Here is a 13,242-nt window from a genome sequence, read left to right as displayed (position 1 = left end):
CTGTGGAGCAGGACGAGGAGAGCGAACGCGATGACGGCCAGATGGAGCCAGGCCGGGCCGGGGGCCGGGGTCAGGGCCAGGGAGTCGAGCGCGTGGGATGTCATACCCCGCGCCTGCCCCCGCCGCGCGGCATGAAGCTCTCGTACGACAGCGAGAGCTGCGGCTGGGGCGCGAGGCGGCCCGGCCGGGTCACAGGCCCGTGGATCTGCCCGAGGTCAGCCGCGATGCATCGATCTCGGCCCAGACGGACTTGCCCTTCTCGTGCGTGTGCGTGCCCCAGCGATCGGAGACGCGCTCCACAATGTAGAGGCCGTGGCCGCCCGGGAGACCACGCTGCGGGGACGGGTGCCGGCGGGGCGGTGTCGTCGAGCCGTCGAAGACCTCGACCCGCAGGACCTCACCGGCCGAGAGCGCGAGCTCGATGCAACCGCCCCCGTGCAATGCCGCGTTGGTCAGCAGCTCCGACACGAGCAGCAGGGCGTCCTCGGACGTCTCGGTCCCGCTCCAGCCCCAGTCGAGCAGGGCCTGGCGTGCGAAGTCGCGCCCCTTGGCCACGGGTCCCCGTACGCCGGCCAGGGCGAGCCTACGGCGCTGCCCCGCGACGGAAAGTCCGGCAGGCCTTCGATCGCCGGCTTCCGGCCCGATCGTTTCCACTGTGGTCTCTCACCCCCACCATCGACATTGGTCTCTGTTCGCGGGAACGAACAGGCCCCGTGGGGCTGAGGACATCCGAACGTGCGACTGACAGTCTAAACGGACACCGGTCGCTCAGGAGGTAGCCATGTGCAGCCTCAGCGTGAGGCCGCTGTCCGAGGCGCGGATCTCCACCAGATCGCACAGCTGGTGGATCATCCACAGGCCGCGCCCGCCGTCGACCGAAGCCAGCGAGGGCCGCCGGCGCCCCGCCAACGGGTCGGCCAGGTGACCGCCGTCGCGGATCTCGGCCACGACACCGGCACCCGCGCCTGCACCCGTACTCGCACCGGCTCCGGCCGTGCTCCACAGCCGGAGCGCGCCTTTTCCGCCCCCGTGGGCCAGTGAGTTGGCGGCAGCCTCGCTGACCGCGAGGACGAGGTCGCCGCGCCGCGCCGCGCTCAGGTCCGTGCCGCGGGCCCAGGCCTCGGCGTACGCGCGTACCTCGCCCAGTTCACCGTGGGTGTAGGTGAGCCAGGGGGCACCGCCGTCGGGCTCGGGCAGGGGGTCGTCGCAGTCCGCGCAGACCGACGAGGCGTCCGCGTAGTCCGGGCTGAGCAGGGCCTGGCCGTCCTCCAGCAGCGTGGGGTGCGTACGCCGGGCATCGGACACCACCGCGGCCGGCAGCCCGAGGACGTCGTACGGGCACAGGATGGTGGCCTGCCGCCCCGCGAAGGCGGTGTTGATGAGCGCCTCGTGACGCGTGGCCTCCAGCACCTCGGCCCGTGAGCGGCCGGGCCAGATCGGCTCGCCCACGATCCGGGCCGGCCGGCCCGCGTGGCGGTCGGCGAAGTCCTGCAGGGCGGCCAGGATGCGGCCGGGATTGCGGCCCAGGTGCGTCATGTCCGTCCAGGTGACCCCGGTCGTGCCGGCGCCGAGGTCCTCGCGCAGGCCCTCCAGCCGCGGGCCGGGCACGGCCACGAGCACCGGCTCGTCGGCCGCGAGGGCGGCACGTACGAACCCTCCCACCCCTGCCAGGTAACCCGCCTGTCCCCGGTAGAAGAGGGCGGGGTGGACGAAGCCCTCCGACGCGCCGGACGCAGGAAGATTGATCATGCTGCGACCTCCAGCGCGGCACATTCGTCCGGGAACATCTCCACGAGCTTGCGGAGCGAGTACGGCGGGTGGTGGAGCAGCAGGCGACGCCCTTGGCCGGCAACGGTGGCGTTGGCCCGCACCAGGGCGGCGACGGCGGCCGTGTCGAGGAAGCCCACGGCGGAGAGGTCGAGGTGGACGACCGGGCCGGGGATCCGGATGACGACGCCGAGCGCCGCCCACAGGATGGGCCGGGTGTCGAGGTCGCAGCTGCCCCTCAGGAGAGCACCGGGACGGTCGCGCAACGGCTGGGCGGTCAGCAACGCGGCCGTACCCGTCCGGACGCTCGCGCACCGTACGACCGCGTCCGCCCACATCGTGTCGTCGTAGAGCGGCTGCGCGCCGACGGGCGGGACGGGCGGGACGGGTGGCACAGGTCCGTCGTGCCGGTGGGGTGAGGGCATGCCCGCGGCCTACGCCGAGAGCATTCCGGCGCGCAGCCGGGCCAGGGTCCTGGACAGCAGGCGTGAGACCTGCATCTGCGAGATGCCCAGTTCCGCGCCGATCTCCGCCTGCGTCCTGTCCTCGCCGAAGCGCATCCGCAGGATCAGCCGGTCGCGGTCGTCCAACTGCTCCAGCAGGGGTGCGAGCGTGTGGAAGTCCTCGAAGAGTTCCATCGCGGGGTCGACCTCGCCGAGCCGGTCCGCCAGCGGACGGGTCGTCCGGCTCGTCGTCGTCGACGGCTCGTCGCCCTCGGCGCAGGTGTCCAGGGAGCCGCTCGTGTAGCCGTTCGCGGCGACCAGCCCTTCGATGACCTGTTCGTCGGTCAGTTCGAGGTGCTGGGCGACCTCCTTGACCGTCGGCGACCGGCCCAGGACGTCCGTCAGGGCCTCCTGCGCCTTGGCGAGTTCCGTACGCAGTTCCTGCAGACGGCGCGGTACGTGCACCGCCCAGGTGGTGTCACGGAAGTAGCGCTTGATCTCACCCGTGATGTACGGGAGGGCGAGAGTGGAGAACTCGACCTCGCGCTCGGGCTCGTAGCGGTCGATGGCCTTGATGAGACCGATGGTCCCGACCTGGATGATGTCGTCCATGTCCAGACCCCCGCCCAGCACGCGGGCGCGGAAGCGCCGCGCGGCGAACTGGACGAGCGAGAGGTTCATCTCGATCAGGGTGTTGCGGGCGTACTGGTACTCGCGCGTGCCCTCCTCCAGGGTGGCGAGCCTCAGGAAGAAGAGCTTCGAGAGCTCGCGCGCGTCTGAAGGCGCCATCTCCCGGGCGTTCTTCACCTCGGGCAGCTCTACGTCCTGCTGCGGGGCTCGCACGCTGCCGGGCACAGCGGGCGTGATGGGCGCGTCTGTTGCACGAATGGGGCCTGCGACGGTGGCCGAGCGAGACATGGTGGCCGTTCCCTCCCGATTGACTGACGGCTGCTCGGGCGCTTGTGCCCGGACTTCGATCCCTTACACGCCCTGAGCGGAAACTTTTCTCCGCGGCCGCCGCCGATGAGGTGGCGCCCGCCTCCGGCCGCGTGTGCCGCGGACCTTGACGCCCTCGACCCGCCGCGGAGCAGGCATACTCCCTTGCGAAGCCGTACAGGTGACGATGGTGACGATCGGGGAGGCGGACATGACCGGAGCAGGGGACGCGCACCACGAAGGCGTCGTCGGGAACAGTTACCTGGCCGGGGCCGGGTGGGTGGTAACGGCGCACGGGGAGTTGGACCAGGACACGCTGGCACCGCTCGAGGAGGCGCTCGCCTCTGCCGCGGACGAGCACCGGCTGGTGGTCCTGGACGCCGGCGCCATCACCTTCGGCGACTCCTCCTTCCTGAACCTGCTGTTGCGGGTGCACCACCTCACCACGCTGCGCATCGCCGCCCCAGGCGAGCAACTCCGCCGTCTCTTCGCCCTGACGGGCGCCGATACGGTCCTCTCCCTCCACCCGAGCGTCGAGGACGCCGTCGACGGGTCATGACCGGCGCGTCCCGCCCGCCCCCAGTACCCGGTCCTCGTCCGCCGTGCTCGGTCACCGCGACCAGGTGACCGGGTGCTCGCGTGTGCTTCCGTCGGCGATAACCTTCATCACCGGTCGTGCGCCAAGGGAGCCGGCGCGCACCCGTGTCACGTCCTGTCCCGTGCGCCGGCACGGTCGTTTTCTAGAGTGAGGTTGGCGGATGTCTGAGCGGACGGGTAGGGAGGCGCCGGGCAGGTCACCGGTGCTCCCTGGCGAGGACAGGATCGGCGAATCGGAACTGCGCCAGCTGCTGGCCGGCCTGACGGCCGTACGGGACGGGGACTTCCGCACCAGGCTGCCCGATACCGCGGACGGGCTGCTCGGCGAGATCGCCACCGTGTTCAACGGGATGGCCGACCAACTGTCGCTGTTCACGTCCGAGGTGACGCGGGTGGCCCGCGAGGTGGGCACCGAGGGAACGCTCGGCGGCCAGGCGGACGTACCCGGAGTCGGGGGCGCCTGGCTGGACCTCACGGATTCGGTCAATTTCATGGCCGGAAACCTCACGGCCCAGGTGCGCTCCATCGCTCAGGTCGCCACGGCCGTGGCCAAGGGCGACCTCTCGCAGAAGATCAACGTCACCGCGCGCGGGGAGATCCTGGAGCTGAAGGAGACCATCAACACGATGGTCGACCAGCTCTCCGCGTTCGCCGACGAGGTGACGCGGGTGGCCCGCGAGGTCGGCACCGAGGGCCGACTCGGCGGTCAGGCGGACGTCAAGGGCGTGTCTGGCACCTGGAAGGACCTGACCGAGTCGGTCAACGTCATGGCCGACAACCTGACCGCCCAGGTGCGCTCGATCGCGGAGGTCACCACCGCGGTGGCCCAGGGCGACCTGACGCAGAAGATCAGGGTGGACGCGCGGGGGGAGATCCTGGAGCTGAAAGAGACCATCAACACGATGGTCGACCAGCTCTCCGCCTTCGCCGACGAGGTGACGCGGGTGGCCCGCGAGGTCGGCACCGAGGGCAACCTGGGTGGCCAGGCCACGGTTCGCGGGGTGTCCGGCACGTGGAAGGACCTCACCGACAACGTCAACGTCATGGCGTCCAACCTGACCGGCCAGGTGCGTTCCATCGCCCAGGTGGCCACCGCCGTCGCCCGCGGCGACCTCTCACAGAAGATCGTGGTGGAGGCGAAGGGCGAGGTCGCCGCGCTGGCCGGCGTCATCAACACGATGGTCGACACGCTGTCCGCGTTCGCCGACGAGGTGACACGGGTGGCCCGGGAGGTCGGCACCGAGGGCCGGCTCGGCGGCCAGGCGCAGGTTCCCCACGTCGCGGGCACCTGGAAGGACCTCACCGACAACGTCAACTCCATGGCGAACAACCTCACCGGCCAGGTCCGCAACATCGCCCTGGTCACGACGGCCGTCGCCAACGGCGACCTGTCCAAGAAGATCGACGTGGACGCCCGTGGAGAGATCCTGGAGCTGAAGACCACCATCAACACGATGGTCGACCAGCTCTCCTCCTTCGCCGCGGAGGTCACCCGCGTGGCCCGCGAGGTCGGCAGCGAGGGCCGGCTCGGCGGCCAGGCCGAGGTCGAGGGCGTCTCCGGCACGTGGAAGCGGCTCACCGAGAACGTTAACGAGCTGGCCGGCAACCTCACCCGCCAGGTCCGGGCCATCGCCGAGGTCGCCAGCGCCGTCGCCGAGGGCGACCTGACGCGCTCGATCACCGTCGACGCCTCGGGCGAGGTCGCCGAACTCAAGGACAACATCAACTCCATGGTCGGTTCGCTGCGGGAGAGCACCCGGGCCAACGAGGAGCAGGACTGGCTCAAGTCCAACCTGGCCCGCATCTCCGGCCTGATGCAGGGCCACCGCGACCTGGCCGCCGTCGCGGAACTCGTCATGGACGAACTGACACCGCTCGTCGCCGCCCAGTACGGGGCCTTCTACCTCGCCGAGGACGGCCCCGGCGGCCCCCGGCTCGTCCTGGTCGGCTCCTACGGCCGCCCCTCCGGCACCGGCGAGGGCACCGGTTTCGCCCTTGGGGAGTCCCTCGTCGGCCAGGCCGCGCGCAGCCACCGGATCATCGTTACCGACCAGGTCCCCAGCGGCTACGTCATCTCCTCGGGGCTCGGCCACACCACCCCGGGCAGCCTGATCATCCTGCCGATCGTCGTGGAGGACCAGGTCCTCGGCGTGATCGAGCTCGCCTCCTTCTCCGCCTTCACCCCCGTACACCGGGACTTCCTCGGCCAGTTGATGGAGACCATCGGCGTCAACCTCAACACCATCGTCGCCAACGCCCGCACCGACGAACTCCTGGAGGAGTCCCAGCGGCTGACCGGCGAGCTCCAGGCACGTTCGGAGGAACTCCAGGTCCAGCAGGTGGAACTGCAGCACTCCAACGCGGAGCTGGAGGAGAAGGCGGCCCTCCTCGCCAGCCAGAACCGCGACATCGAGGCCAAGAACCTGGAGATCGAACAGGCCCGGCAGGAACTGGAGGACCGGGCACGGCAGTTGTCGCGCGCCTCCACCTACAAGTCCGAGTTCCTGGCCAACATGAGCCACGAGCTGCGGACACCCCTCAACAGCCTGCTCATCCTCGCCCAACTCCTCGCCCAGAACCCGACCCGCAACCTCTCCCCGAAGCAGGTGGAGTACGCGGGCATCATCCACTCGGCGGGCTCCGACCTGCTGCAGCTGATCAACGACATCCTCGACCTCTCGAAGGTCGAGGCGGGGAAGATGGACGTCAACCCCGAGAGGGTGGACCTGCCCCAGCTGCTGGAGTACGTCGACGCCACCTTCCGCCCCCTGACCACGCAGAAGAGCCTCGACTTCACCGTCACCACCGCCCCCGACGCCCCGGCCGACCTGCTCACCGACGACGCCCGGCTGCGCCAGATCCTGCGCAACCTGCTCTCCAATGCGGTCAAGTTCACCGAGCGCGGCGGTGTCGAACTGCGGATCGAACCCGCCGCGGCGCCCGAGGTCCCCACCGGGCTCCCCGGTCGCGCGCCCATGCTCGCCTTCCGGGTACGGGACACCGGCATCGGCATCCCGGAGCAGCAGCTGGAATCCGTCTTCGGTGCCTTCCAGCAGGCCGACGGCACCACCAGCCGCAAGTACGGCGGCACCGGGCTCGGGCTCTCCATCAGCCGCGAGATCGCCCACCTCCTCGGCGGGGCCGTGACCGCGGAGAGCACACCGGGGCAGGGCAGCACCTTCACGCTCTACCTGCCGGTCAGCCGGGCGGACTACGAGGAGGAGCCCCTCTCCGAGGCCTCCGCGGCGGCCCGGCCCACCGCCGCCGCCGGACACCCCGTACCGGCCGGCGCCGCCGGCACGGTCGCTTCCGTACCGCCGCAGCGGCGGGCCCGCCGGCTGCTGGTGATCGAGGAGCGCCCCAACGGTCTGCTCTCCCTCGTCGCCGAGAGCGCCGACCGGGACCTCACCCCCGACCACCGGCCGCCCGGCGACCACCACGAGGGCGTCCAGGTGGTCAACGCCACAAGCTCGCGGGAAGCCGCCGCCGCCCTGGCCTCGCACTCCTTCCACTGTGTCGTCCTCGAACTCGACATGCCCGGCGGTGAGGCCCTGCGTTTCCTCGACGCGCTCGACGGAGACCCGGCGCTCTCCTCCCTCCCGGTCCTCGCGCACAACAACCCCCGCCTGAAGAGCGGGCAGGAACGGATGCTGCGGGACCGGGCCGCGTCGCGCCGGCTGGAACTGCTGTCGAGTCTGGACGAGCTGCGGGAACGCATCGTGCTGCACCTGTCCGCCGAGCGGCCGGGGGACGTACTGCCCCTCGTCCATACGGAGACGCAGGACCGGCAGAACACCCATCCCCTCGACGACGACCTGGCCGGACGCACCGTCCTCGTCATCGATGACGACGCGCGCAACCTGTACGCCCTCAGCGGTGTGCTGGAACTGCACGGTGTTCGCGTCCTCCACGCGGAGGACGGCCGCAAGGGAATCGACACCCTGATCCGCAACGAGGGCGTCGACCTGATCCTCATGGACGTGATGATGCCCGAGCTGGACGGCTACGCGGCGACCGCCGAGATCCGGCGGATGCCGGCCTACGCGGGGCTGCCCATCATCGCGGTCACCGCCAAGGCGATGCCCGGCGACCGCGAGAAGAGTCTCGCCGCCGGAGCCAGCGACTACGTGACCAAGCCGGTCGACGCCGACGACCTCATCGCCCGCGTCCGGCACTGGCTCATCGGATGACCCCCGACACCCAGCGGCCCGACGATGCCCGCTCACCCGGACCGCTCGCCGTGGAGCCGCCGCGGAACACCGTCCCGCACCAGGCGCCGAAAACCCTGGGGCGCCTGGTCGCCACCGTGGAACGGCTCCGCCGCGAGGTGCGGGAGGCGCACGCCGCCGCGGACGGCAGGGCGCTGGTCGAACTGGCCAAGGGCATTCTGATCGGACAGCTGAGCTGCACGCCCGCCGCGGCGGCACGCCAGCTCGACGAGCTGTCCCGCGAGACCGGGCTGTCCCCGCTCGAACTCGCCGCCGACATCGTCAACCAGGCCTCCCGCGACCACGTCAGCGAGGTCGCCGCCGCGTTCGCCCGGCGCACCGGGACGCCGGAACCGGCCGAGCGGTCCACCACGGTCTCGGTGCGCCTGCGTACCGCCGAGAGCGGGGTGCTGGCCGCCGCCGACGACACCCAGGTGGTGGCCGAGTCCCTCCTGACGAACGCCCTCGGACCGCTGGGAGCGGACGCCGTCGCCGTCTGGAGCGCGGCCCCCGACGGCTCGCTGGCCCTCGCGGGCCACGCCGGCTTCCCGCCCGGCGAAGCCGCGCGCTGGCGCCACGTACCACCGGGCGTCTCCACCGTCGCCCGCCTCGCACTGCGCGAGCGCCGACTGGTCACCCTCGCCCGGCTCCAGCACGACGGGCCGCCCTCGATCGGCCACCTCCAGCGGCCCGACGGCGGGCGGATGGCCGTACCGGCCGGGACCGGCGGACGGATTCACGGCGTCCTCGAAATCTGCTGGCCCCAGCCCCTGGCGCCGCAACCCCCGCAGATCGAGCGCCAGGTCGAGGCCCTCGCCGAACTCTGCGCCCGCACCATGGACGCCGCGTCCCCGGCCGACCCCGGCACGCTCGACGCGGTGCTTCCGGACGTCGCGGAGCTGATCGACCTCTCCGAGGGCCTGCACGATCCCGCCGTGGTCCTCACTCCGGTACTCGATCACGACGGCCGGCTGACCGACTTCCGCATCCGCCACGCCAGCAGCCGGTTCGTCGATCCCGCCGGGCGGCCGCGCGGCGACGTGAACGGCGCGCTGCTGCTGGAGGCCTACCCGATGGCCGGGGGCGAGAGCGGGCTCTTCGACATCGTCGAGCGTGTGCACGCGACGGGCGAGCCCTTCCGCGCCGAACGCATGAGCCTGACCGCGCTCGTCGACCAGATCCCCCTCACCTCCGTCGCGGACATCAGCGTCAGCCGGCACGGCGCCGCCGTCCTGCTGATCTGGCGCGTCGAGGACGAGACGGCACGACTGGCCGACCTCCTCCAGCACGCCCAGCGCCTGGGCAGGATCGGCGGCTTCGAGGAGAACCTCGTCACCGGAGGCATCACCTGGAACGCGCAGCTGTACGCGCTGCACGGACTGCCGACCACCGCCCCGCCCGTACGGCTACGGGAACTGCCCGGCTACGCCCACCCCGACGACTCCGCCGCCCTGGCCCGCTTCCTGCGGGCCGTGCTGCGCTACCGCCGTCCGGCCTCCGTCAACCTGCGCCTGCGCAGGTCCGACGGCATCACCCGCCACATCCGCGTCGTCGCCGAGCCCGTCCTCGACGCCGACCAGCGGCTCCACGCCGTCCGCGGCGCCTACCAGGACATCTCCGCACAGCACTGGACGGAGGTCGCCCTGGCCGCGACCCGGGACCAACTCGCCCACACCGAGGCCGAGTCCGCCGAACGCAACCGCCTCGCCCTGCAGCTCCAGCACGCGATCATGCCCCCCACCCCGCCGGCCATCGAGGCACCCGGCCTGCGCGTCGCCGTCCGCTACCGGCCCGCGGAGACCGAGTCGCTCGTCGGTGGAGACTGGTACGACACCGTCGTCCTGCCCTCCGGTCTGGTCATGCTCTCGGTGGGCGACGTCGCCGGACACGGCATCGAGGCAGCCACCGGCATGGTCGTCCTGCGCAACGCGCTGCGCGGCCTCGCCGTGACCGGAGCGGGCCCCGCCCAGCTGCTGTCCTGGCTCAACACGGTCACCCACCACCTCGCCAAGCACGTGACGGCCACCGCGGTCTGCGGGCTCTTCGACCCGAGCACCAGGGTGATGCGCTGGGCGCGCGCCGGGCACCTGCCGCCCGTACTCGTCCGCGACGGCGAGGCGGAAGCCTTCCCGCTCATCGAAGGCCTGCTCCTCGGTGCGCTCCCCGAAGTAACGTACGCTGAACGGGAGGTGCGGCTCGAACCGGACGACACCCTGCTGATGTACACGGACGGGCTGGTGGAGCGGAGGGACTCCTCTGTGCAGGACTCGCTCGGCCACCTCATGAACGTGGCCGCCGCCGGGGCCGGAGGCCTGGACCGGCAGCTGGACCGTCTCCTCGCCGAGAGCCGGTCCGACACGGACGACGACACCTGCGTCATCGGAATCCAGGTCGGCTGACGGGACAGCCCTTGGACTCACATGCCCACGGGCATGGAGCACCGGGGCATCACCCCGCTCGGCCCGCCGGCCCCTCGCGCTCCTCTGACGCTCGCTCCTCTGACGCTCAGGCGATTCCGACGGTGTACGTGGCGCGGTAGCCGTCCCCGTCGGGGACGAGGGCCAGCGTCATCGCGGCCCCGGAGGCGCGGTAGCGGCTGTCGCGGGCGTTGGGGTGCTCCGGCGCGCGGCGCTCGGTGTACGGCGGGCGTGCGTACATCTGGATCAGCAGGTCCTCGGGGAAGAAGAACTGCGAGGTCGTCTCGGTGCGGCGGTCGGGACGCACCTTGAAGTGGATGTGCGGTGCCAGCCCGGCGTACCAGCCGGGCACGATCGTGCGGAACGTACTACGGCCGGCGCCGTCCGTGACCTGCGTACCGCGCAGGAACGCGGCCCCGCCGGTGGAGTACGCACCCGCGGCGTCGGCGTGCCAGATGTCGACCGCGGCGTCCGTGACCGGCCGGCAGCCCGCCGAGACCCGTACGACGGTGAGGTCCAGCCGGAACGGCACTCCCTTGCGCCCCTCCGTGACGTCGGAGCGGACCCGGTCGAGGTCGAGGTAGTACGGGCCGGCGCCCGCCTCCACCGCGAGAACGCAGGCCGGGGTGCTGCCACCGGGCGACGGAACGAGGGTCGGTGACGCCGAAGGCTGACCTGCCGCCCCCCGGTTCCCGGCCGGTCCCGAGCAGGCCGCCGTCAGCGCCGCGACCCCGGCCGATCCGGCGGCCAGCAGGAGTGCGCGGCGGCTGGTCGGGGAACTGCCGTTCTCGGTCATGCGAACCTCTCCCGCGCGCGGTGCGACCGTCGCACGGGACGCGCGACGGCCACCGATCGCGCCCACCGTGCCGGACGGGGGACGTCCCGGCCACCACCGACACACCCGGTCGGGCAGACCGCACCGCCGTGGAGGACCGACACCGGAACGAGGACACGTTCCGACCTCGTCCACGCCTACGGTGGTGAGGTCACACGGAGTCGCAGGAAACGGAAAGAGAGAGGAGGGGCCGATGGACCACTTCGCCCCCGAGGGGTACACCAGCGTCGCGCCATGGGTCGTCACCGACGACACGGGCGCACTGCTCGACTTCATCACCGCGGCGTTCGACGGCGAGGAGATCGCCCGGGTCGCCGTCGCTGACGGCAGCATCGGGCACGCGGAGATCCGGGTCGGTGACACCGTCGTGCTGGCCTTCGACCGACGCCCCGACTGGCCGGCGATGCCCTCCATGCTGCGGATCTACGTGCGCGACGCGGACTCCGCCATGGCCGCTGCCGTCGCCCACGGGGCTCGTGTGGTCACCGAGGCCTCCGACAGCGCGTGGGGGGACCGCGGGGGCAGGGTGAAGGACCCGTTCGGCAACATCTGGTGGGTGATGAGCCGGGTCGAGGAGGTCCCGCCGGACGAGGCCTGGCGGCGCATGTCCGAACCGAAGTACGCCGCATCCATGAGCACGGCCCAGCAGACCCTGGACGCCGAACTCAGCGGCCGTGCCTCAGGGGTGGCCAGTACCCCCCGACGGCCGACCGGCTGAGGCCATCCGTAGGAAAGTCCCCCACCACTGGCTGCTTCACGACGTGTACCGCCATCGGCAGCGCTGTTGACCCCTGGCCGGGCGGGGCTACCGTTGACGCTGTTGCCCGGGGACGGCGAAGGGGGAGCTTCATGCTGGACGAGGCGATGGTCGCGCTGGCCGCATCGGTGGGTTCGGGTGTCGTACAGGCCGCGGGAACCGATGCCTGGCTGGCCTTGCGGAACCGCCTGGCCCGGCTCTTCGGCCGCGGGGACCAGCAGCAGGAGGCTGTCCAGCTGGAACGCCTGGACCGGACCGCGGCCGAGCTGACGGCAGCCGGGCAGGACGGCAACGGGCCGGACGGGAACGGAAGCGAGGAGCGGGCCAGGCACGGCGCCGCCTGGCGGACCCGCACCGAGGACCTGCTGGAGCAGCTCGATCCGGCCGAACGGCCCGCAGCCGCGGCGGAGCTGCGAGCCCTGCTCGACGAGGCCGCGGCGGTGGCGCGCCCGGCCGCCGGGGGATTCACACGGAACACGTTCCTCGGCCCCACGGCGGTGCAGTCCGGGGACGGCAACGTGCAGGTGAACCGGTTCGACTCCCGCCCGTGAGCGGAGCGGGATCCGACATGGGCGAAGGCGGGCGCGGGGGCGGCCGCCCCGGCGATACGTACCACGGTCCGTCCGGAGTACAGCGCGGCAGCGGGAACCTGCAGGTCAATGTCCATGAGTACCGCGTGGGCATCATCTCGGCCTGCGCGGTCGCCCTGGTCTGCGTGGCCACCGTGATCGCCGTCCGGGTGGGCGGCACGGGGCCGGACACCGGAAGGGTCGCCCCGCCCGGCGGGAGCAGGGCCACGGCTACGGCTACAGCACCGGCCCCAGCACCGGCCCCAGCACCGGGCACGGGTACGGGTACGGCGGATCCGTCGGTCCTGACCGGACGGCTGGTGAACCGCGACAGCGGGCTCTGCCTGCGGGCTACCGGCACCGAGGACGGCCTGGTCCCGGTGCAGGACACCTGCACGGCCGACGCCGACCGGACCTGGACGCTCGCCCCGCAGGACGGCGGCGATACCCGCACGCTGCGCAACGCGCACAGCGGCCGGTGCCTGGCCGTGGTGGGCACGGAGAACTCCGCCCCCGCCCGGCAGTTCGCCTGCACCGCCGCCCGCCACGACAGGCAGCACTGGGAGCTGCAGTGGGGGAGTGGCGACCGGGCCGACCACTTCGTACTGCGCAATGCCGTCAACGCCAAGTGCCTGATGGTGCAGGGCCGCGAGGCGGCCCGGCCCGCGGCGCAGACGTCCTGCGGCGAGCAGTACGACGACCAGTGGTGGCAC

General features: G+C 71.9%; 11 protein-coding genes. 6 read left to right on the top strand and 5 right to left on the bottom strand.

Annotated elements, in window-relative coordinates; translation table 11 throughout:
• Positions 1-189: 189 nt before the first annotated feature.
• The 4 genes from ACWGIU_RS12860 to ACWGIU_RS12845 all read right to left on the bottom strand — a co-directional run bounded on the left by ACWGIU_RS12860 (position 190) and on the right by ACWGIU_RS12845 (position 3,128).
• Positions 190-555, bottom strand: a complete 366-nt coding sequence (locus tag ACWGIU_RS12860) for an ATP-binding protein (protein WP_453705138.1) — start codon at positions 553-555, stop codon at positions 190-192.
• Positions 556-768: 213 nt separating this feature from the next.
• The gene (locus ACWGIU_RS12855; RefSeq protein ID WP_453705136.1) at positions 769-1,749 is read right to left on the bottom strand and encodes an anti-sigma factor RsbA family regulatory protein; all 981 of its coding nucleotides are present in this window, start codon (positions 1,747-1,749) and stop codon (positions 769-771) included.
• The gene (locus ACWGIU_RS12850) at positions 1,746-2,192 is read right to left on the bottom strand and encodes an STAS domain-containing protein (RefSeq protein WP_453705134.1); all 447 of its coding nucleotides are present in this window, start codon (positions 2,190-2,192) and stop codon (positions 1,746-1,748) included. Before ACWGIU_RS12850 ends, ACWGIU_RS12855 begins: the two co-directional genes overlap by 4 nt.
• A gap of 9 nt (positions 2,193-2,201) precedes the next feature.
• A complete protein-coding gene (locus ACWGIU_RS12845; RefSeq protein ID WP_453705132.1) occupies positions 2,202-3,128 on the bottom strand; it encodes a SigB/SigF/SigG family RNA polymerase sigma factor in 927 nt (308 codons plus the stop codon).
• A 229-nt stretch (positions 3,129-3,357) separates the two neighbouring features.
• Between ACWGIU_RS12845 and ACWGIU_RS12840 the strand changes: the two genes are divergently transcribed.
• The 3 genes from ACWGIU_RS12840 to ACWGIU_RS12830 all read left to right on the top strand — a co-directional run bounded on the left by ACWGIU_RS12840 (position 3,358) and on the right by ACWGIU_RS12830 (position 10,350).
• Positions 3,358-3,705, top strand: coding sequence for an STAS domain-containing protein (locus tag ACWGIU_RS12840; RefSeq protein ID WP_453705130.1), 348 nt, complete (start codon positions 3,358-3,360; stop codon positions 3,703-3,705).
• A gap of 199 nt (positions 3,706-3,904) precedes the next feature.
• Entirely contained in the window at positions 3,905-7,933 is a 4,029-nt protein-coding gene (locus ACWGIU_RS12835; protein ID WP_453705128.1) for a HAMP domain-containing protein, read from the top strand.
• Complete coding sequence (locus ACWGIU_RS12830; protein ID WP_453705127.1) at positions 7,930-10,350, top strand: SpoIIE family protein phosphatase; 2,421 nt, start codon at positions 7,930-7,932, stop codon at positions 10,348-10,350. The genes ACWGIU_RS12835 and ACWGIU_RS12830 overlap by 4 nt, the downstream gene beginning before the upstream one ends.
• Before the next feature lie 106 nt (positions 10,351-10,456).
• Here ACWGIU_RS12830 and ACWGIU_RS12825 read toward each other — a convergent pair whose 3' ends face one another.
• Positions 10,457-11,164 (bottom strand): dioxygenase family protein, encoded by a 708-nt coding sequence (locus ACWGIU_RS12825; protein WP_453705125.1) that lies wholly within the window; start codon positions 11,162-11,164, stop codon positions 10,457-10,459.
• Between the two features lie 232 nt (positions 11,165-11,396).
• On the opposite strand from ACWGIU_RS12825, the gene ACWGIU_RS12820 reads away from it, so the two are divergent.
• The 3 genes from ACWGIU_RS12820 to ACWGIU_RS12810 all read left to right on the top strand — a co-directional run.
• Positions 11,397-11,921, top strand: a complete 525-nt coding sequence (locus ACWGIU_RS12820) for a VOC family protein (protein WP_453705123.1) — start codon at positions 11,397-11,399, stop codon at positions 11,919-11,921.
• A 131-nt stretch (positions 11,922-12,052) separates the two neighbouring features.
• Positions 12,053-12,511 carry a hypothetical protein gene (locus tag ACWGIU_RS12815; protein ID WP_453705121.1) on the top strand — a complete coding sequence of 153 codons (459 nt, stop codon included), beginning with the start codon at positions 12,053-12,055 and terminating at the stop codon, positions 12,509-12,511.
• Positions 12,508-13,242 (top strand): RICIN domain-containing protein (locus ACWGIU_RS12810; protein ID WP_453705119.1); only part of this gene is annotated, 735 nt, incomplete at its 3' end. The genes ACWGIU_RS12815 and ACWGIU_RS12810, both read left to right, overlap by 4 nt.

The organism is Streptomyces sp. NPDC054840 (genome assembly GCF_053611065.1).
Note: the sequence above shows the minus strand (reverse complement) of the source record. Positions and strands in the feature narration are given on the sequence as shown.

Bases quoted from the DNA above. Each gene is read 5' to 3' on its own strand.
- ACWGIU_RS12855 (WP_453705136.1), bottom strand. From the start codon at position 1,749: ATGATCAATCTTCCTGCGTCCGGCGCGTCGGAGGGCTTCGTCCACCCC.
- ACWGIU_RS12850 (WP_453705134.1), bottom strand. From the start codon at position 2,192: ATGCCCTCACCCCACCGGCACGACGGACCTGTGCCACCCGTCCCGCCC.
- ACWGIU_RS12845 (WP_453705132.1), bottom strand. From the start codon at position 3,128: ATGTCTCGCTCGGCCACCGTCGCAGGCCCCATTCGTGCAACAGACGCG.
- ACWGIU_RS12840 (WP_453705130.1), top strand. From the start codon at position 3,358: ATGACCGGAGCAGGGGACGCGCACCACGAAGGCGTCGTCGGGAACAGT.
- ACWGIU_RS12835 (WP_453705128.1), top strand. From the start codon at position 3,905: ATGTCTGAGCGGACGGGTAGGGAGGCGCCGGGCAGGTCACCGGTGCTC.
- ACWGIU_RS12830 (WP_453705127.1), top strand. From the start codon at position 7,930: ATGACCCCCGACACCCAGCGGCCCGACGATGCCCGCTCACCCGGACCG.
- ACWGIU_RS12825 (WP_453705125.1), bottom strand. From the start codon at position 11,164: ATGACCGAGAACGGCAGTTCCCCGACCAGCCGCCGCGCACTCCTGCTG.
- ACWGIU_RS12820 (WP_453705123.1), top strand. From the start codon at position 11,397: ATGGACCACTTCGCCCCCGAGGGGTACACCAGCGTCGCGCCATGGGTC.
- ACWGIU_RS12815 (WP_453705121.1), top strand. From the start codon at position 12,053: ATGCTGGACGAGGCGATGGTCGCGCTGGCCGCATCGGTGGGTTCGGGT.